General features: G+C 56.7%; 29 protein-coding genes and 1 riboswitch. Of the genes, 3 read left to right on the forward strand and 26 right to left on the reverse strand.

Annotated features, from left to right (window positions below):
* Positions 1-3: 3 nt before the first annotated feature.
* From cbiB to QOX26_RS08865, 23 genes are all read right to left on the reverse strand, one after another.
* Complete coding sequence (cbiB, locus tag QOX26_RS08755) at positions 4-972, reverse strand: adenosylcobinamide-phosphate synthase CbiB (protein ID WP_283674590.1); 969 nt, start codon at positions 970-972, stop codon at positions 4-6.
* Positions 963-1,337, reverse strand: a complete 375-nt coding sequence (locus QOX26_RS08760; protein WP_283674591.1) for a bifunctional adenosylcobinamide kinase/adenosylcobinamide-phosphate guanylyltransferase — start codon at positions 1,335-1,337, stop codon at positions 963-965. Before QOX26_RS08760 ends, cbiB begins: the two co-directional genes overlap by 10 nt.
* Positions 1,334-2,113 (reverse strand): adenosylcobinamide-GDP ribazoletransferase, encoded by a 780-nt coding sequence (locus tag QOX26_RS08765; protein ID WP_283674592.1) that lies wholly within the window; start codon positions 2,111-2,113, stop codon positions 1,334-1,336. Before QOX26_RS08765 ends, QOX26_RS08760 begins: the two co-directional genes overlap by 4 nt.
* A complete protein-coding gene (locus tag QOX26_RS08770) occupies positions 2,110-2,643 on the reverse strand; it encodes a bifunctional adenosylcobinamide kinase/adenosylcobinamide-phosphate guanylyltransferase (RefSeq protein WP_283674593.1) in 534 nt (177 codons plus the stop codon). Before QOX26_RS08770 ends, QOX26_RS08765 begins: the two co-directional genes overlap by 4 nt.
* Before the next feature lie 10 nt (positions 2,644-2,653).
* Positions 2,654-3,712, reverse strand: coding sequence for a nicotinate-nucleotide--dimethylbenzimidazole phosphoribosyltransferase (gene cobT, locus QOX26_RS08775; protein ID WP_283674594.1), 1,059 nt, complete (start codon positions 3,710-3,712; stop codon positions 2,654-2,656).
* A 1-nt stretch (position 3,713) separates the two neighbouring features.
* Positions 3,714-5,075 carry a cobyrinate a,c-diamide synthase gene (locus QOX26_RS08780; protein WP_283674595.1) on the reverse strand — a complete coding sequence of 454 codons (1,362 nt, stop codon included), beginning with the start codon at positions 5,073-5,075 and terminating at the stop codon, positions 3,714-3,716.
* Complete coding sequence (gene cbiE, locus QOX26_RS08785; RefSeq protein ID WP_283674596.1) at positions 5,062-6,264, reverse strand: precorrin-6y C5,15-methyltransferase (decarboxylating) subunit CbiE; 1,203 nt, start codon at positions 6,262-6,264, stop codon at positions 5,062-5,064. The genes QOX26_RS08780 and cbiE overlap by 14 nt, the downstream gene beginning before the upstream one ends.
* A gap of 23 nt (positions 6,265-6,287) precedes the next feature.
* A complete protein-coding gene (gene hemL, locus QOX26_RS08790; RefSeq protein ID WP_283674597.1) occupies positions 6,288-7,574 on the reverse strand; it encodes a glutamate-1-semialdehyde 2,1-aminomutase in 1,287 nt (428 codons plus the stop codon).
* A complete protein-coding gene (hemB, locus tag QOX26_RS08795; RefSeq protein ID WP_283674598.1) occupies positions 7,574-8,560 on the reverse strand; it encodes a porphobilinogen synthase in 987 nt (328 codons plus the stop codon). The genes hemL and hemB overlap by 1 nt, the downstream gene beginning before the upstream one ends.
* On the reverse strand, positions 8,553-10,049 hold the full coding sequence (cobA, locus tag QOX26_RS08800; protein ID WP_283674599.1) for a uroporphyrinogen-III C-methyltransferase: 1,497 nt from the start codon (positions 10,047-10,049) through the stop codon (positions 8,553-8,555). Before cobA ends, hemB begins: the two co-directional genes overlap by 8 nt.
* Positions 10,046-10,915: a hydroxymethylbilane synthase gene (gene hemC / locus QOX26_RS08805; protein ID WP_283674600.1), complete on the reverse strand. Its 870-nt coding sequence runs from the start codon at positions 10,913-10,915 to the stop codon at positions 10,046-10,048. Before hemC ends, cobA begins: the two co-directional genes overlap by 4 nt.
* Positions 10,902-12,125 carry a precorrin-6A reductase gene (cobK, locus tag QOX26_RS08810; RefSeq protein ID WP_283674601.1) on the reverse strand — a complete coding sequence of 408 codons (1,224 nt, stop codon included), beginning with the start codon at positions 12,123-12,125 and terminating at the stop codon, positions 10,902-10,904. Before cobK ends, hemC begins: the two co-directional genes overlap by 14 nt.
* Positions 12,122-12,850: a precorrin-3B C(17)-methyltransferase gene (gene cobJ / locus QOX26_RS08815; RefSeq protein WP_283674602.1), complete on the reverse strand. Its 729-nt coding sequence runs from the start codon at positions 12,848-12,850 to the stop codon at positions 12,122-12,124. Before cobJ ends, cobK begins: the two co-directional genes overlap by 4 nt.
* Complete coding sequence (hemA, locus tag QOX26_RS08820; protein WP_283674603.1) at positions 12,847-14,046, reverse strand: glutamyl-tRNA reductase; 1,200 nt, start codon at positions 14,044-14,046, stop codon at positions 12,847-12,849. The genes cobJ and hemA overlap by 4 nt, the downstream gene beginning before the upstream one ends.
* Positions 14,043-15,062, reverse strand: coding sequence for a cobalt-precorrin 5A hydrolase (locus tag QOX26_RS08825; RefSeq protein WP_283674604.1), 1,020 nt, complete (start codon positions 15,060-15,062; stop codon positions 14,043-14,045). The genes hemA and QOX26_RS08825 overlap by 4 nt, the downstream gene beginning before the upstream one ends.
* A complete protein-coding gene (gene cobM, locus QOX26_RS08830; protein WP_283674605.1) occupies positions 15,059-15,814 on the reverse strand; it encodes a precorrin-4 C(11)-methyltransferase in 756 nt (251 codons plus the stop codon). The genes QOX26_RS08825 and cobM overlap by 4 nt, the downstream gene beginning before the upstream one ends.
* A complete protein-coding gene (gene cobI, locus QOX26_RS08835) occupies positions 15,811-16,503 on the reverse strand; it encodes a precorrin-2 C(20)-methyltransferase (protein WP_283674606.1) in 693 nt (230 codons plus the stop codon). The genes cobM and cobI overlap by 4 nt, the downstream gene beginning before the upstream one ends.
* 11 nt (positions 16,504-16,514) lie before the next feature.
* The gene (gene cbiD, locus QOX26_RS08840) at positions 16,515-17,639 is read right to left on the reverse strand and encodes a cobalt-precorrin-5B (C(1))-methyltransferase CbiD (protein WP_283674607.1); all 1,125 of its coding nucleotides are present in this window, start codon (positions 17,637-17,639) and stop codon (positions 16,515-16,517) included.
* Positions 17,640-17,761: 122 nt separating this feature from the next.
* Positions 17,762-18,112 (reverse strand): energy-coupling factor ABC transporter substrate-binding protein, encoded by a 351-nt coding sequence (locus tag QOX26_RS08845; RefSeq protein WP_283674608.1) that lies wholly within the window; start codon positions 18,110-18,112, stop codon positions 17,762-17,764.
* A gap of 3 nt (positions 18,113-18,115) precedes the next feature.
* On the reverse strand, positions 18,116-18,859 hold the full coding sequence (locus QOX26_RS08850) for an energy-coupling factor ABC transporter permease (protein ID WP_283674609.1): 744 nt from the start codon (positions 18,857-18,859) through the stop codon (positions 18,116-18,118).
* Positions 18,860-19,014: 155 nt separating this feature from the next.
* Positions 19,015-19,206, reverse strand: a riboswitch (cobalamin riboswitch).
* Between the two features lie 90 nt (positions 19,207-19,296).
* Positions 19,297-20,136, reverse strand: coding sequence for an energy-coupling factor ABC transporter ATP-binding protein (locus QOX26_RS08855; protein WP_283674610.1), 840 nt, complete (start codon positions 20,134-20,136; stop codon positions 19,297-19,299).
* A gap of 11 nt (positions 20,137-20,147) precedes the next feature.
* Positions 20,148-21,806: a cobalt ECF transporter T component CbiQ gene (gene cbiQ / locus QOX26_RS08860; RefSeq protein ID WP_283674611.1), complete on the reverse strand. Its 1,659-nt coding sequence runs from the start codon at positions 21,804-21,806 to the stop codon at positions 20,148-20,150.
* 9 nt (positions 21,807-21,815) lie between these two features.
* Positions 21,816-22,085: a metal-sensing transcriptional repressor gene (locus QOX26_RS08865; RefSeq protein WP_283674612.1), complete on the reverse strand. Its 270-nt coding sequence runs from the start codon at positions 22,083-22,085 to the stop codon at positions 21,816-21,818.
* A 202-nt stretch (positions 22,086-22,287) separates the two neighbouring features.
* Between QOX26_RS08865 and QOX26_RS08870 the strand changes: the two genes are divergently transcribed.
* From QOX26_RS08870 to QOX26_RS08880, 3 genes are all read left to right on the forward strand, one after another.
* Positions 22,288-23,586, forward strand: coding sequence for a DUF1015 domain-containing protein (locus QOX26_RS08870; protein WP_283674613.1), 1,299 nt, complete (start codon positions 22,288-22,290; stop codon positions 23,584-23,586).
* 105 nt (positions 23,587-23,691) lie between these two features.
* Complete coding sequence (locus QOX26_RS08875; RefSeq protein WP_283674614.1) at positions 23,692-24,234, forward strand: chromate transporter; 543 nt, start codon at positions 23,692-23,694, stop codon at positions 24,232-24,234.
* Positions 24,231-24,797: a chromate transporter gene (locus QOX26_RS08880; protein WP_283674615.1), complete on the forward strand. Its 567-nt coding sequence runs from the start codon at positions 24,231-24,233 to the stop codon at positions 24,795-24,797. Before QOX26_RS08875 ends, QOX26_RS08880 begins: the two co-directional genes overlap by 4 nt.
* 39 nt (positions 24,798-24,836) lie before the next feature.
* Here QOX26_RS08880 and QOX26_RS08885 read toward each other — a convergent pair whose 3' ends face one another.
* The 3 genes from QOX26_RS08885 to QOX26_RS08895 all read right to left on the reverse strand — a co-directional run bounded on the left by QOX26_RS08885 (position 24,837) and on the right by QOX26_RS08895 (position 26,772).
* On the reverse strand, positions 24,837-25,049 hold the full coding sequence (locus QOX26_RS08885; protein WP_283674616.1) for a hypothetical protein: 213 nt from the start codon (positions 25,047-25,049) through the stop codon (positions 24,837-24,839).
* 128 nt (positions 25,050-25,177) lie between these two features.
* Positions 25,178-25,582, reverse strand: coding sequence for a C-GCAxxG-C-C family protein (locus tag QOX26_RS08890; RefSeq protein ID WP_283674617.1), 405 nt, complete (start codon positions 25,580-25,582; stop codon positions 25,178-25,180).
* 11 nt (positions 25,583-25,593) lie between these two features.
* Positions 25,594-26,772, reverse strand: coding sequence for an N-acetylmuramoyl-L-alanine amidase family protein (locus QOX26_RS08895; RefSeq protein ID WP_283674618.1), 1,179 nt, complete (start codon positions 26,770-26,772; stop codon positions 25,594-25,596).
* Positions 26,773-26,782 lie beyond the last annotated feature (10 nt).

Consider the following 26,782-nt stretch of genomic DNA (forward strand, 5'->3'; position numbering starts at 1 on the left):
CTGTTAGAATTGCAGCGGCCAAGCCACCAACAGTCGCGCAGCAGACAGTAGCAGCAGTGCCAACACTGCCGCCGCAGTCATTAAATCAGCGGAGCGGCCGATATCCGCACGTACAATCGGTCGATCCGGGTCACCCAGCGTTGCCTTTTGCACGCGTTTCCCGAAATAAGTGGCATCTCCCGCAAGCTGTACATGCAGCGCACCTGCACAGACAGACTCCGTCTGTCCGGCGTTCGGACTTTTGTGCCTGTTTCGGTCGCGTCGGAATACGCGCAGTGCATTTGCGCTATCATATCTCAACAGTCCCGCGCCCGCAATCATGCAGACAGCAGACAGACGCGCCGGAATAAAATTGAACGCATCGTCCATTTTTGCGGAGAAACGCCCAAAATACTCGTATTTCTCATTGTGGTAACCAACCATCGAATCGAGTGTATTGACCGCCTTATACAAAAATCCCAGCGGTGCACCGCCAATCAGCAGAAAGCACATGGGTGCAATGACCCCATCCGATGCATTCTCTGCAATCGTTTCGACCGTTGCCTTGATGACCCCTGTTTCATCCAATTCCGATGTATCGCGGCCGACATACATGCCAACCGCCTTACGCCCTTCGTCAAGCGACTTACTCAGTGCCTGCTGCACCTGTGTTCCCGCGTCTGCCAAGCATTTTCTCGCCAGAATTTGATAGCACATGATGGTTTCGGCTGCAAACGAAAGCCAGAAGTTGACCCGTCTCAGCAGCAGCAAGAGCATCAGTGGGATGCCGAAACTGATGCCGCATACAATCACCCAAAGTAAAATACCGCCGAACCGTTCACCACCCTTTGTTTTAGGCAGAATGCACCGCAGGATTTTCTCGGTGCGTGAAATCAGCTTACCAATTGCGCAAATCGGATGCCAAAGCCAGGACGGATCACCGAACACCCAATCGAGCAAAAAGCCAATCAGCACAGCAAATGTCAGTTCCACGGCAGCTCCCCTTTGATGACCTGCGGTACGCCGGCAAGTACCCGCACCACCGCGTCGGCTTCGGCTGCTATATCGCACAGCAGACGGCCGGTTGTCTCACGCCAAGCATCGTCGGCACAGTCTGCCGGCACGACACCGCAGCCAATTTCATCGCACAAGATGATTTTTCCGCGCAGCAATGCTCGAAAATCCGTCTCCGGATAGCGGCGGGTCAGACAATGCAGCTTGTCTACCGCACGCGTCTGCCCAATTGTTTCCGGTGTGCATATCTGTCCGTCAGCAATATCGCTGCGCGACAGGCCAAATACCCGCTGTGCCAAGGCACGCTTTCCCTGATGCGCACCGCCTATTATCAAAACTGTCATATCACCAATCCCCCAAATGCGGCGGCGGCAAGGGCAAGCAGTTCAACCGTTGAGATGAAGAAACCGGCCAAATCGCCTGTGATGCCGCCAAAAACACGTCTGCACAGCCGCGCGTGCAGCTGATGCCAAATGCCAATCAGGCAAAGTGCAATCAGCACCGTCCAAAGCTGTCGAAGCAGCAGGAATGCGATTCCCGCCGCAAGGACGATTGCCTCCATCAGCATTGTAATCGCAACTGTTTTTTTATCGCTGCCCTCTGCGAACAAATAGGCAAGCCCTGAATCTTTCGCGCATGGCAGCGTCACAATTTTGCGGCCGCCCAACGCGCGGGCCAGTGCAAATCCCAACAACGCCAGCGGCAGCATTGCCGCTGTTTCATAAAGCTGTGCAAACAATGCTCCTTCGAGCAGCAAAAAAACCGTTTGCCACATTACTCCGAATGCGCCCACATGAGGGTCTTTTAAAATCTCCAGCTTTTTATCGCGGTCGGCATGTGAGCACAGCGCATCACAGGTATCTGTCAGTCCGTCCAGATGGATACCGCCCGAAACGGCAACCGGAATGAGCACCGCGCCGATGCTGTACAGTAAACTCGCCGCACCGAATCGCTTGCAAAACCAAAACCAAAGCAGTTCTACTCCGCCAATGATGAGACCAATGAGCGGTAAGAAGGATAAGGCCCAACGCATTGTGCGCTTTTCCCAGTTTACCTGCGGCATGGGAATGGCCGAATACAGAGAAAACGCGACGCATAAGCCGCTCCAGATATCTTTCATGCCTGCTCCTCTCTGACTGTCAGCAAAATGCCGCAAACCGATTCCAGTACCACATCCGCACGCTCTGCCACGGCCTTATTTACCGCAGCAAGCTGCCTGACGAAGCACGTTGTTTCCGGTGCATAGGCAACACCATCGGAGAAGATTTCATTGGCGACAACCACCAGGGTATCAACCTGCTCCGCAAGCGCCGCAACCCCATCCACAACGGCCTGCACCGCTGCATTTGTACCCGCCCCCTCCGGTGAAAAATGTTCGTTGGCAAGCAGGTTGGACAGATCTTCCAACAGCGCACCCTCATACCGTTGGGAGAGATGCAGTCCGGCCAAATCTGTATAACGCTCCGCGGTCTCAAAGCCTTTTCCCGCACGCAATTCCCGATGCCGCTCAATGCGCTTGGCCGCAGCCTTTTCAAACGGCTGCATCGTTGCAATATACAAGCGGGATGCCCTCTGCGCGTGTTCGCACAAAATCCTTTCCGCATGCGCAGATTTACCGGACGCCGCGCCGCCCGTCACCATAATTAGCATATTGTTCTCCTCAGGTCAGCGGCTGATAAGCTTCAATACCCGCATCATCAAAGCTGACCATGCCCAGATAGGCTGCAAGCGCCAAATCCAATAAGGACACTGCCGCCGCCGCGCCCGTGCCTTCACCCAGCCGCATGCCAGCTGTGATGAACGGCTTTGCTTCAAGCGCTTCGAGCAGCAGCTTGCCTGCCGGCTCCTCAGAGCAGTGTGACGCAAGCATATAGTCGCGCGCACCCGGGCACAGCCGTACCGCAAGCAGCGCTGCCGCACAGGCAATTACGCCGTCAATCATAACCGGCAGACCGCAGGCCGCACCGCCCAGATACAGCCCCACCATGCCTGCAATGTCAAATCCGCCAACCTTGGACAGCACATCAACGGGGTCGCTGCCATCTGGCTTATGCAGCGTCAGCGCCGCCGAAATCGCAGTGATTTTTCGAGCTAACCCCTCGCTTGATAATCCGGCACCGCGTCCTGTCACCGTCTCCACCGGCAGACCGAGCAGCGCTGCCGTAACTGCCGCACTCGTCGTTGTATTGCCAATGCCCATTTCGCCCACGCACAGCAGCTCCATCCCGTTTTTCGCGCAGGTTTCCGCCATCTCAATGCCGATTTCAATTGCACGCACCGCTTCTTCGCGTGTCATGGCAGGCGCTGCCGTAATATCCTTGGTGCCGTACGCAATCTTGCGATGAACAATTTTATCACCTGCCACATCACGTGCCACGCCGATATCGACCGGAACAACCTCGATGCCCAAATGCTTTGCCATCAGGCATACCGTACTTTCTCCCCGGTTCATGTTTTCGGTCACAATTGCGGTGACCTCCTGCCCGCACTGGGTCACACCTTGGGCGACCACACCATTGTCCGCACAAAACACAACGACCGCACGCCTGCCAATGGTCGGCTTTACCGTTTTACGGATGCCTGCCAGCTGAATAATGGCATCCTCGAGCAGTCCCAGACTGCCCAGCGGAATCGCAATATTGGTAAAACGTCGGCGTGCGCCGTCCATGCTTTCTGCGCACAGCGGTTTGATGGACTGAATTGTTTGTTCAAGATTCATGTCATTCACCTCGTGATGTACATTTGCGAACGAAATTTGCCGCAAGTGAGGGATTGGATCGAAAATACAGATGAGGATAACCCGCATACAGCGTTTCCGATGCGTGAACACACGGCCAGCTGCGGCCGTTAGGCTTTTGTGCAGTAAAGTCAGCGCCCTCGTCACTCGACGCGGCATAATGAAATACATGGGCGTGTGCAGACTCCCCTGCGCGGCACAACAGGTTATCGTGCCCCGCTGTGAGCGTCACGTAACCGAACTTTTGCAGGCGCGCGGTCAAACGAGCCGTGCCCGGAATCACGCCGACCATCGGATGGCGTGCACCATCTTGCAGCTCAATGTACTCGTGCAGATACATGAAGCCGCCACACTCGACGATTGTCGGCAGACCGGAGCGGATTTCGCGTGCAATCTGCTCCCGCAGCGCATGGTTTTCACTCAGCTGCGCGGCATAAAGCTCCGGATAGCCGCCACCAAGATACAAACCATCGATATTTTCGGGCAGGCTGCCGTCCGAAAGCGGAGAAAACCACACAAGCTCTGCGCCCAATTCACGCAAAACATCAAAGTTGTCTTCATAGTAGAAGCAAAACGCCTTATCTCTGGCTATCGCAATGCGCACCGGTCGATTGCAAGCAACGAAGGACGCCTTTGGTTCTGCATCAAGAGAGGGCGCACGGGTCGCCAGTGCAAGCAGACCGTCCAAATCAATTCCCTGTTCTGCCGCATCGGCCAGCAAATCCAGTTTGCGCTGCAAATCACCGATTTCAGCCGCTGTTACAAGCCCCAAATGCCGATCAGGTATCTCCGCTGCCGGTACCGGCGGCAGATACCCATACACTTTAAGACCCGAGCGTTCAGCAATTTCCCGGTAAAATGGATACATCGCCGCGGATATATCGTTTAAAATCACGCCGGACAGCGTATTCGGTGCAAAATTTCGAAACCCGCTGAGCAGCGCGGCCAGAGACAGCGACTGGCCCTTTGGACGGACGACCAGAACGGCAGGCGTCTCCGTTGCACGAGCAAGATGCGCCGCCGACGCGGCATCGGTGTTGCCCGAAACGCCGTCATAAAACCCCATCACGCCCTCAATTACGCCAATGCCATTTTGCGGAATGTGTGCGGCCAAGTCGACCCTTACCTGCGTTTCGCTTACAAAAAACAGGTCCAGGTTTCGGCTCGGCACACCGAGCACTGCGGTATGAAACATGGGATCAATATAATCCGGGCCGCATTTGAAGGCAGACAGTGCTTGTCCGCGGCGCTGCAGCGCGCGCAAAATCGCGCTTGACACCGTCGTCTTACCACAGCCACTGCCCGTACCGCCGATGAGCAGGCGCGGCGCATCATGCTTCATCATTTCCGCCTCCCGCAAGCAAAAACACAGGGTTGTTTGCCGTCATCAGCGTATAACCGCCGACCTTGCGTCCGCGTGCTGCACTGAGCTGCACGATTTCCAGATCCTCAAATCCCTGCTCCTTCATCGTCTGCTGTGCAAGCGCCAGTGTCTCTACCGCGATTGCGCTGACCACAACGCGCACATGCGGGTTTCGCGCCCTGAGCATGCTCAGGATTTCCGGCAATTCGCCGCCGCTTCCCCCAATGAACACCGCATCCGGCGTTGGCAGTGCTTCGAGCGCATCCGGCGCGAGTCCGGCAACCGGAATCACATTATAACAGCCAAGCGCTACTCGGTTCTGCTCAATTAGTGCCAAGCCTTCGGGCTTGCGTTCAATCGCGTAGACCATCCCCTCCGGTGCGCGGCGCGCCAGTTCCATCGAAACTGATCCCGTGCCTGCGCCGATATCGTACACGATATCACGCGGTTTCACGCTGAGCATGCTCGCCGCGACCCATCGCACCTCCTGCTTGGTCATGGGGACATCGCCGCGCGTCATATCCCGGTCAAACACCGGCTGATACGGTTCGGAAGCATGCTCATTTTCCACCAACAGCACCGCCAGACTGCCGCAAGATACCTGTGCCAGCTCTGCGGTAGTGCCGCTCAGAATGCGTTCATCCCCCGTGCCCAGATTCTCTCCAATCACCGCGCGTGCATCGCCGAGTCCCGCCCGCGCAAGCTCTGCACATAGACCCGAAGCCGACCACGCGCCCCCCGTCAGCGCGAAGACCTTTTTATGAAAACTAACAGGGCCTAAAATACTGCCCTGTCTGCCGTGCAGGCTGAGAAAATACACATCGTCATAGCTCGTTCCGAGCCGCGCGCAAAGATACTGCATGCTGCTTTGCCCACAGTACATTTCCACCGCACCGAACGGCGCCAGCGCATCGCACAGCGTGCGTGCGGCACTGAAGAATCCCGTATCACCGGAAACAAGAATGGCCGCATGAGCCGCGTTCGACGAGATCGCACGTGCTGCCATCTCCCTCATTGCACAGGCTTCAACCGGGCGAATCGCCGATAGATTCTGCGCCAACCGCTCGGTTGACAGGGCGATTTCCGCATTCTCTAGCGCGGTGCGCGCCTGCCCTGTCAGGCTCTGGGGCTGCCCCATGCCTGCGCCGATAATCGAAAAGCGACGGTTCATTGCGGTATCCTCCTCAAAATTACTCAAAGGGACGCGAGCACCTCATCCGCTGCCTGACAGGCTGCGGCGATGTCGTCATCCGTGTGGCTGACGTTCAGGAACGTTGCCTCAAACTGGCTCGGCGCAAGGTAGATGCCTCGTGCAAGCATGCCATTAAAATAAGACGAAAACAGGGTCAAATCGCTCGCCTTGGTCTCCGCGTAGCTTTTGACCGCTTTGTCCGTAAAGTACGGGCAGAGCAGCGCACCCATCTGGTTGACCTGCATCGGCACGCCGTGCTTTGCGGCGCTGTTCCGCATTGCGTCCGCCATTGTTTTCGCCTTGGCTTCAATCTGCGTATAGTATTCGGGGTGTTCGTTCAGAATGCGCAGCTGCGCAAGGCCTGCTGCCATTGCAACCGGATTACCCGATAGCGTGCCCGCCTGATAAATCGGGCCAACCGGCGCGACCTGCTCCATGATTTCCCGTCGGCCTGCATAAGCGCCAACCGGCATACCACCGCCGATAATCTTACCAAAGGTGACCAAATCGGCGCGCACGTCAAAGAATTCCTGCGCACCGCCGCGCGCCAAACGAAATCCTGTGATAACCTCATCAAAGATAAGCAGCGCACCATATGCGTCACACAGCTGCCGCAGCCCCTGCAGGAATCCCGTTTCCGGGGCAACAACGCCCATATTCGCCGCAATCGGTTCGACAATCACTGCCGCGATCTGTTCCGCGTTTGCGGCGAACAGCTCGCGCACGGATTCCAAATCATTGTACTGCGCAGTCAGCGTATCGCCTGCGGCGGCTTTTGGTACGCCCGCCGAATCCGGCACGCCCTGCGTCAGTGCGCCCGAGCCGGCCGCAACCAGCATCGCGTCCGAATGGCCGTGATAACAGCCCGCGAATTTTATAATTTTGTCGCGTCCGGTCACGCCACGGGCAACGCGCACCGCGCTCATCACGGCTTCGGTACCGGAATTCACCATGCGCACCATGTCAACGTTCGGTACCATCGAAACCAACAGCTCGGCAACATCGACCTCAACCGCGGTCGGTGCGCCGAATGACAGACCGTTCTGCATTGCGTCTGACACTGCGTTCAGCACAGGTGGATAGCTGTGCCCAAGAATCAGCGGGCCCCATGAACCGACAAAATCAATATATTCGTTTCCATCTTCATCCCAAATGTGGCAGCCCTTGCCGCGCACGATGAACGGCGGGTTGCCGCCAACCGCGCGATATGCGCGCACCGGAGAATTCACACCGCCGGGAAGGACTTTTTTCGCACGTTCAAAGAGTTTTTCAGAACTTTTGCGTTCCATCAGCCGATATCCCCCTTTCGAATTGCGTCCGCCAGCTCGCAGGCAAAATAAGTAATCAGAATGTCCGCGCCCGCGCGATAAATGCTGACAGCGGACTCGCACATCACACCGTATTCGTCGATGAGACCGGCCTTTGCCGTCGCCTTAATCATTGCATATTCGCCGGATACCGCATACGCCGCGACCGGCAAATCAAATCTCTGCTTGCACTGGTAAACCAAATCGAGATAGCTCAGCGCAGGCTTAATCATTAGAATATCCGCGCCCTCCTGCACGTCCAGCTCGCACTCGCGCATGGCTTCACGGCCGTTGTGCCAATCCATCTGATAGGAACGGCGATCTCCAAAGGATGGCGCAGAGCCTGCCGCATCTCGGAACGGACCATAGAAGAAGGAGGCATATTTGGCGGCATAGGACATAATCGGCACGTTGACAAAGCCGTTTGCATCCAGTTTTTCACGGATGGCGGCGACGCGCCCATCCATCATATCGCTCGGCGCAACCATGTCCGCACCCGCCTCGGCGTGCGACAAAGCAATCTGCGCCAACCGCTCGATGGTCTGGTCGTTGTCGACGTAGTGGTCGCACAGAATGCCGCAATGACCGTGCGAGGTATACTCGCACATGCACACGTCGGTCACAACATACATCTCAGGTGCAAGCTCCTTGATTTTGCGGATGCCCTGCTGGACGATGCCGTCCGTCGCCCACGCGCCCGAGCCGATTTCGTCCTTGTCCTTGGGTAGACCGAACAAAATCACGCGAGTGACGCCGTGCGCCTTCGCACGCTCGACCATGCGGTAGAGCTGATCTGGCGAATAATGATACTGGCCGGGCAGTGAGGGAATTTCCTCATAAATATTCTCGCCTTCGACGACAAAAATCGGCCAAATCAGGCTTTCGGGCGAGATACGCGTCTCGCGCACAAGCTTACGTAAGCCTGCCGATGTGCGCAGGCGACGCGGACGAATAGTTTGATTAAACATGATCTGATTCCTCCAGTAAACAGGCGATCATATCGTCAATGGTCGCATTTTTTGCAATTTTTACGCGCATTCCATGTGCACGTGCGGCGGCAGCAGTCTGCTCGCCGATACACAGCGCGGTAAAGTCTGTGTAATCCGCAGCGCCTACCGCCTGCACGAAGCCTTCAACAGTGGAAAGGCTGGTAAAGGTCACACAGTCGAGCGTGCCCTCGCTCAGCATTTCACGGAGCTGCTCGCCTTTATCGGTGCGATAAATGGTCTCATAGGTTGCAATATCGGCAAAAGGCACGCCACGCTCCGAAAGAATCTGCGTCAGCTCCTGTGCGCCCTGTTCTGCACGCAGGATGAGCACGCGCTCACTGGGCTTCGCTGAATCTGCCAGTGCCTTCGCCAAATGTGCCCCGTCAAACACGGCGGGACAAAGGTCGGCAGAAATGCCGTAGGCTTCGAGCGCTTTCTTCGTGCCGCTGCCAATGACCGCAAACTTGGAGCCATACAGTGCACGCATGTCGTGCCCCGCTGCACGCAGAGCGTGCACCATGGCAGGCACGCCTGCCGGGCTGGTCAGCGCGACCCAGTCCCAGTGCTGGGCCAACACGGCTTTGAGCGCGGCAGAATTGTCTATCTCATGCGTTTCGATGCAGGGGCATTCCACAACATTTGCGCCCAGATCGCGCAGCTTGTCGGCGAGCGTGCCCGCACGTTCGCGCGGGCGAGTGACCGCGATGGTCTTTCCATGCAGCGGCAGCGGTGTGAACCAATCAAGCGAGTCCGACAGGCTGCACACACGGCCAACAATAATAATTGCCGGGCTGTGCAGTCCCGCCGCGCGCACTTTCTCAGTCAAATCAGCAACGGTCGACACGACCTTGCGCTGATTGCCACGCGTGCCGTTTTCCACGACCGCCGCCGGCGTTTCGGGGGCAATACCCGCTTTGCGCAGTCCGCTCAGCACCTGCTCAAGTGCCGTCAAACCCATCAGGAATACAAGCGTTGCATTCAGCTTGACCAGACTGTCAAAATCGATTTCCAACGCCTTGCCCGCCCGCGCGTGCGCCGTGATGATATGCACGGACGAACAGTAGTCCCGATGTGTCACCGGAATGCCCGCAAAGGCAGGTGCAGCAAGCGCGCTTGTCACGCCCGGAACAACCGCAAACGGCACGCCGTTTTTCAGCAGGTGCTCACATTCCTCGCCGCCGCGGCCAAACAGATAACAGTCGCCGCCCTTAAGCCGCACGGTATTCTTTCCCGCTTTGGCGCAGCGCACAAGAATCTCGTTGATTTCATGCTGCGGCACAGGATGATGGTTATTTTCCTTGCCAACATTGATGCGCTCAGCCTCAGGCGGGATGAGATCGAGAATATCCTCACCCACCAAGCGGTCGTAAACGACGGCGTCGGCCTTTTGAATCGCCTCAGCGCCCTTGAGCGTGAGCAGCCATTTGCCGCTCGGCCCCGCGCCGACCAGCGTTACTTTTCCGATCATAGCATTTCCTCCGCCTGTTGTTTCAGCTGCAGCGCGAGCGTTCTGCCGAGCGACTCGGCTTGTGCGCATGCGCCGGTGACGCTGCCGCGCACGACCGTTTGTTCATCCGCTGTCGCATAAAGCCCACGCAGCAGCAGCATTTCATCCTCTATTTCGGCATAGGCCGCAATCGGCGCAAAACAGCCGCCGTCCAGCGTGCGTACGAAGGCACGTTCAGCCAGTGCGCAAATGCGTGCGTCTATGTTGTCCAATCCACGAATTTCCTTTTGGAGTTCGCCCTCCCTGCCCTGAATTGCAAGGATGGCCTGCCCTGCCGCCGGAATCATCTCATCGGGTGAGAAATAACGAAAAATCCGCTCCCGCAGTCCCAGACGGTGCAATCCGGCTGCCGCTAGTACGAGCGCACCATATTCGCCGTCCTCCAACTTGCGCAGGCGGGTCTGCACGTTGCCGCGCACAGGTTTGACCTCAACCTCCGGAAACAGCGCTTTCAGCTGAATGCGCCGCCGCGCAGACGAACAGCCAATGGGTTTGGATTGATCCCAAACACCGTTTTCCGGCAGCACGAGCGCGTCCCGCGCATCCTCCCGCTTGGAAAAGGCCACCAACGGCATGCCCTCCGGCTGCTCCATCGGCACATCCTTCAGGCTGTGCACAGTCAGGTCAACCTCGCCCGAAGCAAGCGCACGATCGAGTTCCTTAACAAACAGTCCCTTTCCACCCACCTTGTCAAGCGTGCGGTCAAGCACCATGTCGCCTGTGGTTTTCATCGTGACGAGCACACAGTCATTCAGCTGCGCCATCACCTGCTCCGCCTGCACGACGGCAAGCTTGCTGTCGCGGCTGCCAATTTTAATCGGTTCCATGCTCTTCCTCCAATACCGTGCGAATGCGTTTTGCGGCCTGCCGCACCGCGCCGTGCGCCGTACCGTCGGATACAACACCGGCAATTAAGCCCTGTCCCTCGCACACGGCGGGGAAAAAGAAGGTTGATTCCACTGCACTGTCAGCCACGCTGCACAGGATGCCCTGCTGTGCACATTCCGCCGCGATTTCATGATTGACCGTTCGATCATCCGTCGCCGCGACTGCCAGAAAAACGCCCGAAAGATCGCTCTTCTCCCATCCGCGTACATGCAGTTCCACTTCCGCTTCACTGTCAATCACACCGCGCACTTCAGGTGCAACAACGCGCACCCGTGCGCCAAACCGGCACAGCACTGCAATGCGGCGTGATGCGATTTTCCCCGCGCCCGCGACCAGCACCGTTTTCCCTGCAAGATTGATGAACAACGGAAATCGCGGCGGCGCGCTTTTTTGCTGCTCTGCCGACAGGCCGAGCCGTTCGGTCAAATATGCCTTCATTTCTTCAAGCGTGCGTCCGCTTTCCTCAGTCGGCCGCGCGATGACCAACACCTGTACATCGGTCTCGCATGCTGCCGAAAGCTTTTCAGCAAATCCACCTGTGCGCCCTGTGTCCTTGGTGACCAGAATATCCGCACCCACGCGGTCCAGCAGGGCGACGTTCATCTCGTGCGAAAACGGCCCCTGCATGGCAATCACCGACGCGCCGGGAAATCCCAGTGCTTCGCACTTGGCGAGCACGGATGCCGTTGGCAGCACCCGCGGAAAAATGCGCTCCCGGTAGTCTTCAATCGCGGTGTATGCGTCCAGCTCCTTGCTGCCGGTGGTTAACAGCACACGCCCCGGATGCGCTTTCAGCCACACCACCGCCGCTGCGGTATCGGGCACCGTCTCCACGCCGGTACGCTCAATCGGCGGTCTTGTCAGCCGCAGATATTCACTGCCCGCTGTCTCACAGGCGGCGCAGATGTTCTGCGACACCACATCGGCATAGGGATGTGTTGCGTCAATAACCAGCGTACCCTTGCCCATCTCATCGACCATTTCCTCTGCCGCAAGACGTCCCGTATGTACCGTGATGCCGTCCATCGGCTCGAGCACCTGCTCCCCGTATTCGGTCGCAACATAAGCGTCCGCCGGAACACCGTGGCGGGACAAAAACCGGCACAGGGCATGCCCCTCGCTTGTACCGGAAAATACGACAGTTTTCATACGCCGCGATACCCTCTCGGGGTCACCATCCGGCCGTTTACAGTTCTCGTGCGCGAATTTCCGATGAATACCGTGGTCAGCATATCGACCTGTGTATCACGCAGTGCACCGAGGGTCGTCAGCGTAAATTCCTCGCCCTCGCGCCCGATGTTGCGCACCAAACCGCACACGATTTCCGACGGCTGGCTTTCCAGTAAAATGTCGCAGGCCTTTTGTAGGTGATCCGTGCGCTTTTTGCTGGCGGGATTGTAGAGTGTCAGGCAAAGATCGCCCTGCGCCGCCGCACGAACACGCTTTTCAATGACCTCCCACGGGGTGAGCAGATCGCTCAACGAAACAACCGCAAAATCGCAGGTGAGCGGCGAGCCGAGCACCGCGCCGCCCGAGCAGGCCGCCGTGATGCCCGGAATGATTTCGACCTCAATTTCAGGATGCGCCTCACACACCTCAAGCGTCAGTCCCGCCATACCGTAAACGCCTGCATCACCGGACGAAACCACTGCAACCGTTTTGCCCGAAAGCGCTGCGTCCCGCGCGGCGATACATCGGTCGACCTCTCTCGTCATGCCCGTCATAATCCGTTCCTTGCCTTCGATCAGCTCTGCGACCAAATCAAGATACAGGCTGTAGCCCGCGACACAATCACACGACTGCAGGGCGCGCACCGCACGCAGCGTCATCTGATCCTCTCCACCCGGGCCGATGCCGATTACATATAATTTCATTTGCCGCATCCTTTTCTCATTCGTCCCAGACAGGAATTCATCCGATCGGGACTTACAATTTCCTTCATGCCGCCAAGCAGCATATCTACCGTTTTATTGACAGCGAGTTCCAGCAGTCCGTCAACGTCATTTTCTTCGTACAGCGCTTCGTATGCATGGTCGTACTGCACGCGCTCCCGCGCCGCATCCTTCAGGGATGCAATCAGCGGCAGCGACTGTCGATAGCGATACCATTCCTCAAACTCCGCCTGTTCTTCCTTCAGAATACAGGCGGCAATCGCACGGTTGGAGGCGTTTTCATCCCCGAGTTGTCCCAAATCGTCCAAATTCCAAACCGTAAAGCATCCATCTTCCGCTGCAGAAGCCTCGATGTCTCGCGGCATCGCCAAATCAACCAATAGACGCGGCGGGTGTTTCAGTGCAGCCACCTGCGCAGCTGTAATGGTAAAGTGCGGACTGGTCGTTGCGCTGAACACCAAATCCGCTCCGTCGACTACCGCAAAGCGCTCCTCATACGGATGCGTTGCGCAGCCGGCCGGAACAACGGTTTCCCCGTGGCGATAAGTACGCAGCGTCACCGTAACGCGGCAACCCTTCTGCCGCAGCAGCGAGGCCGCGAGCCGTCCCATCTCGCCGTTGCCGATTACAACCGCGTGCCTGCCCTCAAGCGAGCCGAACAGTGCTTCCGCCTTCCGCACGCCGCTGTCCGCCGCCGATGCCGGCACGCCGGCCAAATGCGTTTCGGTCTTGACGCGCTTACCTGCCGTCACTGCGCGGCGAAACACCGTACCGAGCACCGAATCCGCCGCATCGGCCTCTCGTGCGAGCGCAACCGCATCTTTCACCTGCGAAACAATCTGATCATCTCCGAAAATCTGCGATTCCAAGCCCGCTGCGACCGTCATCAAGTGCTCCACGACCGCGCTGTCTGTGCGCGTGACGCTGATAGACCGGTACACTTCCGCGGACACCCCGGCAGCGGTAGCCAATGCCGTGAGCGGATCGATTTGTGAGCCATCGGTATGCAGGTACAGCTCCGTGCGGTTGCAGGTCGCCAGCAGCACGCAGCCCGAAACACCGCTCAGCGTTTTGAGCCGCGGCAACATCTGCACGACCTGTCCGCGTGTAAAAGAAACCGGCTCGCGCTGCGCAATTGACGCACGCTGAAAATCGATTCCCACCATATAGAGATTCAAAATGAAACCCTCCAATATTCTTCCGCCAGAGCAACAGTCACTCCGTCAAGCGCCATTTTCCGGAGTCGGATTTTCCCTCCGTCCGACGAGCGCACCGCCGCCCGTTCGCATACATTGTCCACCCCGACCGTCTGCGCGACAAAGCCGGATGAAGTAAAATCGCCGGGCACTGCCCCAAGCTCTTCTGCCGTGTAGGTAACAAAGGGCAGTTGATGCTGCTCACAAAACAGGCACAGGCCCAGTTCATTCTTCTTTAGGTCGATGGATGCCGTCTGACGGATTGCCTCCATCGGAATACCGGCCTGCAGCAGGGCAGCTTCAACCGCTCGCTCAACCGCTTTGGCCGCAGTGCCTTTGCGGCAGCCAATCCCCAAATGCACAATGCGCGGAACAAGATGCAGCGTATTTGCAAACGGCACGCAGGCGGTGTCATATGAGATGGCAAAACCGCTCTCGGCCTGTATCTGAGCGCTGATGTGCGGCGGAATCACGCCGTCTACCTCCCAATCGGCTTTCAGGCCGACGGTTTCATTGCGCAGCAATGCGCCCGACACATGCTTGATGTTTTGCGGGTCAACGACCGCGCAGTCGTGCTCCTTCGCCCAGTTATCAACCGCGAACACGCTGCGGCCGTCGGTCGCAGTGGTAATCACTGCAGTCGCGCCCAAACCGTCCGCCAAGCGAACAGCCAGTTCGTTCGCTCCGCCCAGATGTCCGGATAGCAGCGAAATTACAAATTTGCCGCCCTCGTCGACGACCAGAACCGCCGGATCAAAGGTCTTTCCCGCAAGATAGGGCGCAATCGCACGCACCGCGATGCCTGTCGCACCGATGAACACGAGCAAATCGCAGTCCACCATCGCCTGCTGTGCAAAGCGTGTCAGCGCCGTGCCGCCAAGTGAGGTGTCAACCGTGCGCGCATAGCGCTCAATGTGCTCATCCGCGAGCAGCGCTGCAATCCGCGCGGCAACTTCACTGCCGCGATCGGTAAACGACACCAGTTTTCCGTGAATCACTTGCTGGCCTCACGAAACTCGGTCGTAAAGGTCGGATCGTAGAGCTTGGAACGTTCGTATTCATTGCCCAAAAAGCCGCCGACTGTAATCAGCGCGGTCTTGGTAATGCCCTCTGCCTTTGCGGCCGCGGAAAGCCCCGCAACTGTTGTACGGACGGTCTTTTCATCCGGCCAAGTCGCTTTGTAGACGATTGCAGCCGGTGTTTCGGGGGCATAGCCGCCCGCGATAAGCCGTTCGGACAGCCGCTCCAACTGACCCGCCGAGAGGAAGATGACCATCGTTGCACCGTGTGCGGCAAGCAGCTCAATCTGCTCCTTTTCCGGCACGGGGGTGCGCCCCTCCATGCGGGTCAGAATGACGGTCTGGCTGACCGTCGGCAGTGTATATTCGGCCTTCAGTGCCGCCGCTGCGCCACAGAACGAGGATACGCCCGGGCAGACCTCATAAGAAAGGTTCAGCTTGTCAAGTTCATCCATCTGCTCGCGGTGTGCGCCGTAAACACAGGGGTCGCCCGTGTGCAGTCGTACAACAGTCTTACCTGCCTGCGCCGCGGGCGCCATGACCTCGATTACCTCTTCAAGCGTCATCTTCGCGCTGTCATAGACCGCGCAGTCCTCTTTTTTATACTCCAACAGTGCCGGATTGACCAGCGAGCCTGCATAGACAATCACATCCGCCTCACCGAGCAGCTTTGCGCCGCGCACAGTAATTAAATCAGGTGCGCCCGAGCCGGCGCCGACAAAATAAATCATTGTCCATCCTCCTTGACGAGAATAATCGAGAAATATCCTGTGGGGTCATCCAGCTCACGCAAATCGGTCACGATACGCTCGCCTTCCATACCACAGCGTTCCACCAGTGCAGCCTCCTCCAACTTACCCTGCGCTTCGAGTTTCTCCCGCACATCCAGAATCGCCCGGCCTGCCTTCATCAGCACCTTGTTGCCCGGCAGCGCAAGGCCGTCGTCGGTTGAGGTATGTGACGCGGGAATGATGTGCAGCATCTCATTGTCCTCACACAGCGCGCGCCCAAGTGCCGCTGCCGCCGCACAGAACGAGGGCACGCCCGGCACGAGCCGTGCGTCGTATCCACGCTCCGCCACACGTTTGTGCACATACCAATAGGTTGAGTAGACCGTCGGGTCGCCCAACGTCAAAAATGCGACCGTTTTGCCCGCGTCCAACAGGGCGCAGATTTCGTCCGCCGCCTTGTCATGGCATGCGTCTCTCTGTGCACGGTCGCGCGTCATCGGCATGTCGCAATACAGCACCGGCTTGTCTTCAATATACACGGATGCTATTTTAAGCGCTGTTTTTTCACTCTCTCCCGCCTGCGGCCCTGCTACGACATCGCATTCCCGCAAAATACGAACGGCCTTCACCGTCATCAGTTCCGGATCACCCGGGCCGACACCCAGACCGTACAGAATACCCTTTTCCATAGCTTCTCCCGTCATTTCCTTAGTTTTTCACAAAGTTCCTCTGCCCCGGCCGACTGCGCGAGCAGTCCGTACCGACTCGTGAACATAATATACTGAATATTGGCTCTGCCACGCAGACGCAGACGCAGTTTTTGCTCAATCGCCGCAGCGATGTGCTGCATGACCGGCTCACGCAGTCCGGCTTCGTCCAGAATTGCAATGCATGCATCGACCGAAATCGCCTGCATCAGCTGCTCGAGCACTGGCTTCGATGCACCGCAGAGAGCGGCATGGGCGGTAAATACCTCCTGCCTACCGTCTGCAACCGACGAATGCGTATTCATCACCCCCGCCGCAAGCTTAACCAGTTTGCCTGCATGTCCGACCAGCAGAATCTCGGGAAATCCCTTCCACGCCGCATAATCCAATGCGTCTCCGATAAAATTGGAGCACTTGACCGCCTGTTCCAAATCCAGACCCAGTGTATCTCGTCCAAAATCCGCGCCGTAGTTTCCCGGGCACAAAAACGCAATGCGCTGCCCCTGCGCCAGCAGGCTGTCCAGCTCCAGATGTGTGGTTTCCATCAGTGCTGCCTCGCTCATCGGCTCGACAATGCCGCTTGTCCCAAGGATTGAAATACCGCCCAACACGCCAAGATGCGCGTTATACGTTTGCTCTGCAATGGCTTCTCCGTTTTCAGCCGAAATTGTCACAGCAAATCCGCCCGGATAGCCGCAGCCTGCCGCCGCCGCTTCGAGCGCTGCGATAATCTGTGCGCGAGGTCCGGGATTGATTGCCGCTTTGCCGACCGCACAGGCCAAACCCGGCTTGGTCACACGTCCCACGCCCGTACCTCCTGCAATCTCAATTCCCGACGGTCTTTTTTCCACCCGCGCAAAAATGCGAATGCCGTTGGTCACGTCCGGATCGTCACCGCTATCCTTGCGAATCGCGCAGACAGCCGCATCCTGCTCCAAGCAGGTCTGCTCCGGCGTCAGCGAAAGCGCCACGCCGGAAGGCGTGATATGCCGTACCTCTTGCGGCGCCTTCCCCGTCAGCAGCAGCAGTGCTGCGGCCTGTGCCGCCGCTGCCGCGCAGGTGCCGGTTGTATAGCCCCGCCGCATTTCGCTTTGATTTCGGTATACCAATTGTCCCATCAAATTTTCCGCCTTTCCGCACGACGTAGGCAAAAAGGAATGCGCCGCCATTCCCTTTTGTCTGCGCCGTCCAAGAGTATAAAAGCAGAGCGGAACGTTGTTGTCCCGCTCTGCCTGCGACTTTATGTATGCGAATGCGAAACCTTTTTGCTTGTGCCGGCCGTCTCATTTTCAATCTTCTTGCGCTCGACAAAACGCCCGAGAAGGAACGCGATTACACCCACACCAATGCCGGTCTGCACGCAGAACAGCAGACTCTCCAGTTCACCCGGAAGCTCGGCGCCGAACATTTGCTCAAACACGGGCGTAAACCACGGCTCATATTCTGTGCCGGTGACCTCTGCGACCATTTCGCTGCCCGCACCGTCCGATCCACCGAACTCCGCGCCGCGCAGCGCGAACACAGGCGCTACAATAAGAACCGCACAAAGCAGAAGCAGTATAATGACAGTGGTCTTATTCTTTTTGGTCATAGCTTACACCTCCTCAAAGCCGAGCGACCGCAGTTCAGGACGCGCATAGGATTCGAGCGCAATCATGATGACAACGGTCAAAATGCCTTCAACAATGGCCAGCGGCAGCTGCGTCGGCGCAAACACGCCGAGGAATTTGGCCGCCGAAACCGCCACGCCGCCATCGGGCGACGGATATGCAACCGCAAGCTGCAGGCTGGTCACACAGTAGGTAAACAAATCGCCGAGCGTTGCCGCAGCAAAAACGCTGACCATTTTATTCACCTTCAGCTTTTGCAGCAGCTTGTAAATACCGAAGGATACGAACGGACCTGCAATTGCCATCGAAAAGGTATTTGCACCAAGCGTGGTCAGGCCGCCGTGCGCAAGCATAATGGCCTGAAACAGCAGGACGATTACGCCGAGAATGGAAACTGCCGACGGGCCAAACAGCAGTGCGCCCAGACCGGTGCCTGTCATGTGGGAACACGAACCGGTGACCGAGGGGATTTTGAGCGACGAAATCACGAAAATGAATGCACCTGCCATTGCCAGCAGCGTGATTGCTTTACGATCACGCGTGAGCGTCTTCTTGATTGAGAAAAAGCCTGCGATCAGAAACGGCAGCGCCAACACACCCCAGATTGCACACCACCTGGGCGACAGATAGCCCTCCATAATGTGCATGGCGCCTGCTGCCGGCAGAGTCCCGGCTATCAGCGCAAACGATGCCGCAAGGCTTACAATCTTCTTTTGTTTGCTTGTCATAAATATTTCTCCTTTCTTCCCCAAAGCATGGGGCATAAAAAAACACCGTGCCCGTGTGATTCCCACTCACCGGACCGGCGTTCAGTGCGCTTCTCCCGCCCCAAAAGGACGAAAGAAGCGACTCCTGCACACCGGTCATCTCTCGTAACCGTCATGCACTTCCATCCAAAAAGGCAGGTCTTCTGGCTTGGGCCTCATTGTCCTCAGCCGGTCTTCCCAGTATCAACCAGTGACCATGTAATTGGCGTCGGACTCTTCCCTTACAGCGGCGGGACCGCAGGGGCATCGCACCCCTTTCCCTATTATCCTGCGGAGAAAAAGCAGGAACCTTTTTATATCCTCAGGCGGCAAAATGCCTCCTTCGGAAGAAGTTATCTCTATTATAAACTCTGCCCAATGCACTGTCAAGAAGCGGCGGGCACTTTAGCATTTTTGTCCTAATCCACCCGATGATTTTCCAAAAGCCGCTCCAATTCGACCGGCGTTTTCGGACAGGCCGCGTCGCGCGGCACCAAGCCTCTGCGCGACAGGCTTTCAAAGACATCAAGCATGGCAGGACGACGCAGACGTGCGCGCTCTATGATTTCGTCATCCCGGAACACATTGAGCGGTGTGCCGTCCGCGATCACTTCCCCTTCGCAGAACACGACCGCGCGGTCGGCCCATCGAAAGGCAAAATCCATATCGTGCGTCGAAATGAGCAGCGTTTTCCCTTCCTCCGTCAAACGCCGCAGCACGTCCTCCAGCATGCATGTGCCCGCGGGATCGAGCGAAGCCGCCGGTTCGTCAAACAAAATCACCTCTGACTCCATTGCGATGATATCCGCAATGGAAACCCGCTTTTTTTCACCGCCCGACAGATAATGCGGCGGGCGCGTGCGAAACGCCTCGAGCGCCATATAGTCGACAGCGCGGTCCACTCTCCGGCGCACTTCCTCCTTGGGCAATCGCAGGTTCATCGGGCCAAAGGAAACCTCGGCCTGCACGGTCGATGCAATAATCTGATCATCCGCATTTTGAAATACGATGCCGACATGCTCACGCAGCAAATTGCGTTCTTTTGCACCAACCTCTCTGCCGTGCAGCGATACAGTTCCGCCCTGCGGAGTCAGCACACCGTTCAGGCACAGAAAGAATGTGGATTTACCCGCGCCGTTCGAGCCGAGCACGGCAACGCGTTCGCCCGCACGCACCGCAAGTGACGCATGCTGCAGCGCATATTTTTCTCCGTCATAGGCATAGCGCAGACCTTGTGTCTGCAAAATATACTCTTCCATTCATATCCTCCCTAGATTAGCCACAGCACGATCAATGCACCCCAAAACGCAGCCACTGCCAGTATCTGATGACGCTGCAGCGGCTTGTCCTCCTCCAAGAATCCGAGTGAACCGTCATAGCAGCGTGAAAGCATCGCGTCATAATAAACGCCCGATTTGCGCAGCGCAACCACAAGCAGATTGCCCGCCGAACCGCCGAACGAGCGAATCGACGTGCGAAAATCCCGATAGCCCATCCGTGACTCTGCGGCATCGTGCATACGGCTGTGTGCGTCAAGCAGGATGAAAATGAATCGGTAAATCAGGTACATGAGTTCGGTCAGCAAAGCGGGCAGCTTTGCGCGGCGCAGCACGCCGACCAATTCACTCGCCGGCGTCGAAAGTGCCAGCAGATACATGGCGCTGACCGCGCCGAGAGCCTTGAGTGTGAGCAGCAGCGCAAAGCGCAGACTCTCTCCGGTTATGCAGACATAAAACCAGCGCAGCGACAGATTCCAGTCCCCAATCGGCTGCGCGGAAAGATCGCAGGCGACCGCAATGCCGCTCACCAACAGAAAAAACAGCGGGATACGCAGCATGGATAAGTACGCGTGCAGTTCCAATCCGCCCTTGTATACGATGAGGCTTGCGCAAACCAGAATCACCGCTACGGATACCAACGGGTCGTTCGCCGCGATGCAGAGGATGAGCGTTCCGACCGAAAGCAATACTTTAAACGTCGGATTCCAGCGATTCATGCCCGAGGTGTATGCAAAATAATCAATCGACCGTACGCCCGCATGACTGTGTGCACCATCGGCCGAAGCATAATACACGCCGAGCGCCATGACCGCCAACGCCAGCCAATACAGTCCGTCCGGTTTCTCCCGCAGCAGCACGAGCGAAAGCGCACTACCAAGAAACGGTGCGATTGCATAGAACGCACCGGTCTTGGCCGCGCCAAGCGTGCGCTGCGCACGGATATAAAAATAAATACTCAGTCCGTAGGCGGCAAATCCCAGGCACAGTCCGTATAGCAGAATACCGGCAGTCGGCAAGCGTTCTCCCAGTGCAAACGCAATCAGCAGCGAGCCGGTGCCCGAACACAAGCCCTTGACCACCACAATCTCAAGCGGATCTTTATGGGACAGCTTGCGTGTGCAATTGTTTTCCAATCCCCAGCAAATGCAGGCTCCGAGCACAAACAGCGAACCCGCCGAAAAGTTCATGCTTCCTCCGATATCCTCGCAGGACAGCAACACACTTGCCGCGGTGACCAACCCAATGGCACACCACAACCGGCGCGATACCGCTTCATGGAATAGGGTCAGCGCAATCAGCGCAGTGGCAACAATTTCAAAGTTGTTGAGCAACGCCGCATTGGCAGCGGTTGTTCGTGACAGACCGCACAGCAGCAGAATCGGTGCAGCGATATCCAACACAATCATTGCGATTGTATAAGGCAAATCTTCGCGCGTAAGCGGCTGTTCTCGCCCCTCGTGCCCGCTTGCGCGGCGCAGACCGCCAATCAGCATGAGTCCCAGTCCCGCACCCAGATACAGCAGCGCCGCCAACACGGTCGGCTGCACGCCGCCCAACAGCAGCTTGGAGCCGGGCACGCTCAGTGCATACAGCGCGGCGGCCAGTACTGCACACAGAATTGCACCGCTCGGGTGTTTTTTATCTTCCATGCGCTTCACCTACTTTACGAACCGCGTCACCGCTGTTTCCAAATCATCCAGTGCCTGCTGATCGCCGTTTTCCACCGCTTCGGTCACACAGTGCTGAATATGGTCAAGCAGGATGATACGCCCCACATTGTTAACGGCAGTGCGCACGGCAGCAATCTGAATCAGCACCTCGCTGCAATCACGGTCGTCCTCCACCATGCGGCGAATCGCCTCCAAGTGTCCGATTGCCCGACCCAGACGGTCAAGCACCTTCTTTTTCTCGGTGTGATGATGCTCCATCTTTACGCGTCCTTCCCATCCCCCGGTAGGGGATATTTTCATTCTATCTCAGTGCATCCCACTTGTCAACCGAAGTTGATACAGCCGAAACAAAAGTGCGAAAATTGTCAAACCAGTGATAAGCGCCGAATAGATACTGCTATACATTTCCGCCCGTATATCGTATAATAAAAGCAGAAATTTTACCTTGGAGGAACCCGCCATGCAACCAGCCTGCATTCAATTGCCCCGCCTGCTCCTGCCTGCCGACCGGGCGACGCTGAGCCACTGGGCCGTGATCGCTTGCGACCAGTTCACCGCCGAACCCTCCTACTGGGCGCAAATCGAAGCATTGGTCGGCACAGATCCATCATGTCTGCGCCTGACACTGCCCGAAGTCTATTTGTCTGCGGATGATACCCCCCGTATCACGGCGATTCACCAAACGATGGACACCTATTTGTCCGCCGGACTGCTGCAGGAACTGGATGACGGTCTCATGCTGATTGAGCGGGACTGCGACCGTGGAAGTCCGCGCCGCGGGGTGCTGCTGGCCTTCGATCTTGATACTTACGACGAGCGCCCGGGTGCCCGGACTCCGATTCGTCCGACCGAATCTACCGTGACTGAACGCGTGCCCGCTCGCCTAGCCATCCGCGCGCAGGCTCCGTTTGAGCTGCCGCATATTTTGCTGTTTGTAGACGATCCCGCACACACTTTGCTGGAACCGCTCTTTTCTGCGTGCGCAGATATGCCGGTTTGCTATGATTTTACGCTGATGCAGGGCGGCGGACACATCAAAAGCCGCTTTGTGCCGATCGGCGATGCTGTTGACGCATTTCTTACCCGTTTGTCTGAACATGCTGCGCCGGAAGCCTGCCGCGCCCGCTATGGTTTTTCGGAAAACCAAGCACCGCTCGTCTTTGCCACCGGAGACGGCAATCACTCAATGGCGGCAGCCAAGGCCCATTGGGAGCAAGTCAAACGTGGGTTGACCGCCGAGCAGGCGCTGACTCACCCCGCTCGCTTTGTGCTGGCAGAGTTGGTCAATTTACAGGATGAAAGCATCTGCTTTGAGGCGGTACACCGTTTGCTGCTGAACGTCCACGCGGACGATGCCCTCGCGTTTCTGTGTGCCTATTTCAGCAGTGCAGGTTTATCCTGCTCGCTGGATGGACATGCAAAACCCAAAACGCTCCTGCTGCCCTTCTATACGCAGGGACGCAGCGGTGCGCTGTCGATATCCGGCGCAGAGGATGCGCTGCCTGTGGCACTGCTGCAAGAGGCAATAGATGCCTTTCTCCGCGCTCGCCCAGAGGTGCAGATTGATTTTATCCATGGTACCGATACGCTGCTGGCACTGTCCGATGCGCCCGCACGACTTGGATTTCTCCTACCCGATTTTGGCAAGGATTTGCTGTTTCCCTATGTTCTGAACCATGGCGTACTACCGCGTAAAACCTTTTCGATGGGAACTGCACTGGAGAAGCGCTATTACCTGGAAGGGCGCATGATTCGGTAACTCTTGTAATCCCGCCCGGAATATGGTATGCTGTGCACGGCATATATTCTGCACACAAAAGGCTGCATGAATATGCAGCCTTTTTTCTTGAAAGGAGTCTGATGAATGAACCTCTGTCTTGATTTGTTTCTCACCTTTGCACGAATCGGCGTCTGCACTTTTGGCGGCGGCTATGCGATGCTTCCCATTCTCCAACGTGAAGTCGTAGATCGGCGCGGGTGGGCAACCGAAACCGAGCTCATGGATTATTACGCCATCGGCCAGTGTACCCCCGGTGTCATCGCGGTGAATACTGCGACCTTTGTCGGCTACAAAATCCGAGGGATTGCCGGTGCAATCTGTGCCACGGCCGGGATTGTATTTCCGTCGCTCGTGATTATCACGATAATTGCTGCCTTCGTGCAGCAGTTTGCTCACATGGTCGTCGTGCAGCATGCATTTTCCGGTGTACGCGTCGCAGTGTGCGCCCTCGTTTTGCATTCGGTATATCAGATGGCGAAAAAGGGCGTTGTCGATCGAATCACTGCAGCTATTCTTCTGGTGACCTTCCTCGCTGTCGCCTTTTTTGGTGTTTCGCCTGTGCTGATGCTCGTGCTCGCAGCCGCATCCGGTGTGTTTTCCCAAATGCTAAAGGAGCGGAACAAATGATTTTTTTGCAGCTATTCTGGGAGTTTTTTAAAACAGGTCTCTTTGCTGTCGGCGGCGGACTTGCGACCATTCCCTTTCTGAAGGAAATCTCACTCAAATACCCATGGTTCACGCCGCAGGACTTAATGGACATGATTGCAATTTCGGAATCCACACCGGGTCCAATCGGCGTCAACACCGCAACTTATGCGGGCTTTCATGCCGCCGGACTGCCCGGAGCGCTGATGGCAACCTTTGCATTGGTGCTGCCCTCGGTGGTCATTATCATTTTCATCAGCCGCGCCCTTGAGCGCTTCCGTGATTCTAAATTGGTGCAGCGCGCGTTTTACGGCCTGCGTCCCGCCTCTGCCGGTCTGATTCTGGGCGCAATGTTTGAGGTTTTTCTCGTTTCCCTCTTTCATCCGGCAGCATATCACGGCCTTGCAACGCTGGGCGATTTTCTAAATCTCCCCGCGATTGTGTTATTTCTGGCGGTACTCGCTGCAATCCGCAAATTCTCCTCTGTGCATCCAATTTTTTTCATCCTCGCCGGCGGCATATGTGGCGTCGTTTTTCAGCTATAAGAAAAAGCACCGAATAATCGGTGCTTTTTCTCTTCCCCATCAGGCACGAACGACAATATAATCCAAAACCACGTCGCGAAACTGTTCTGATGCTACTCCGCACCGCTGCAACAGCGCGGCTAACCGCATCACCTCCGTCATCGTCGGGGCGATATCCGCGATGTGATCCACCATCTCGTCTTTCTCCCAAACTGCGATGCCAAACTGTATTTCATCTGTCCCGATCTTTTCGGTCACGACATATTGAGCCACCGTCTCAAACCTCCCTCTTCGTACCGACTGTGTTTATTGTAGTCGGTTGGTTCGAAACAGGCAGTCGAATTTCGTCGAGAATCCTTTAAAATAATTGCCGCGGAAGTGTTGACATCCGCGGCAATTGTTTAATCTATCAAAAATTTTTCAACGATTGCACATGCATCTTCAATACATCCGGCACAGGAGCGAAGCGGCGTTCCCGATGCAACACCCTTCAATTCACGACACAAAAGTGAACCGTTCTTGTCCTGAAACGCCTTGCAAAGTTCCCGATTGGTTGCATAGGTTTTGGCCTTTGTTGCGCCCGGCGCTTCAACGCCTGCGCTGCCCTTAAGACCCGCGAGCATGAACGCACCGCTCATCGCGCCGCAAACCTCCATCATGCCCATGCCCAAGCCAAAGCCTTCCGACATGCGGTACATCGTTTGCTCATCCACCTCAAAAAGGTCGCAATAAGCACATGCCACCGCCTGTGCGCAGTTATATCCCTTGTCATGCAGGCGCATCGCCTGTTCTGCTCTGTTATTCATTATTTAGCTCCTTAATATTCAACCTGTGAGAAATATTTTATGATTGCATTGCACTGCGCCTGCGCTTCTGCACGCCAGTCTGCATCGCTGTCGATAAACAGTACGTCCTCATCATTATCAATGAAACAGTATTCGCTGATAACCGCCGTGATTCCCAGCTCCGCCGCAAATCGATTGGTATAATAGTAATCGCCGTTTGAGCCTTCGCGGAACCAAGTCGGGCGAATGGTCAGCCCAACTTTTGCATATTCCCCTTCCAGCTCGTTTGCCAAAAGCTTGCTCGGTCCACCGTTTTTGTCTGCAACCTGAGCCAACACCTGCGCGCCGCGCGCCTGCGTATTGGCTGCATTATGATGAATGCCAAAAAACAAATCAACCGTTTCTACATATTTCTCCATCACTGTACCGCGCGAAGAAAGAGAAGCGCCGCTGTCCAGCGAATCACGCACCATGATAACCTCCACGCCCTGCGCTTCCAGCATATCTCGCAGATAACGTGCTACATACAGGTTGACGCGCTTCTCATCCAAATCAAGCGTCGGATGCTTCGCGCCGATATCCGAACCGCCGTGCCCTGCATCCAGAATTACCGTCATTTTGCCGTCCAAATGTGAAGTGCGCTGTGTGGGCTCCGGTTCGGGTTCGGGCTTGGGCTCAGGCTCCGGTTCCGGCTCGGGGGTAGGTTCCGGCTCCGGTGTGACAATTCGCACGGTCTGCGAATCCTCATCAAAAGTGGCGGCAAAGCCAAGTTCAGAGGATAAATCAGCTATTTTATAATAATTATTCCCGTTAATATTAAATCCGCTGACCGAAGCGGCACTTCCATCTATACGCATGCTTACGGTTGATGCCTGTACCTTCAGGCCACTGGTCGCCTGCACCGACATCTCGCCACCGACCGTTGTATATTTTGCGCCGGATACCAGATTAATCCGCTGTGCCGTGTTGTCCCACTCGACCTCAAACGTACTTGTACTGCCGCTGAGCAGGTAGGCAATATCACGCAGCTTGAAATAATTGTAGCCGTCGATATTATAGGCCTGCGGCTTCGCTGCCGTACCATTGACGGTCAAATTGTGGGTGGATGAGACAACTCGGTTGCTTGCCCGCACGACGCTCACCTGCTGTGTCTCGCCCAGCTCGGGATCGGTTGACAAGTCGCCCGCTGCGAGCGCCGTTACCGAACTCATCCATATCAAC

It is taken from the genome of Butyricicoccus sp. Marseille-Q5471 (assembly GCF_951230135.1).
GTDB lineage: Bacteria > Bacillota > Clostridia > Oscillospirales > Butyricicoccaceae > Agathobaculum.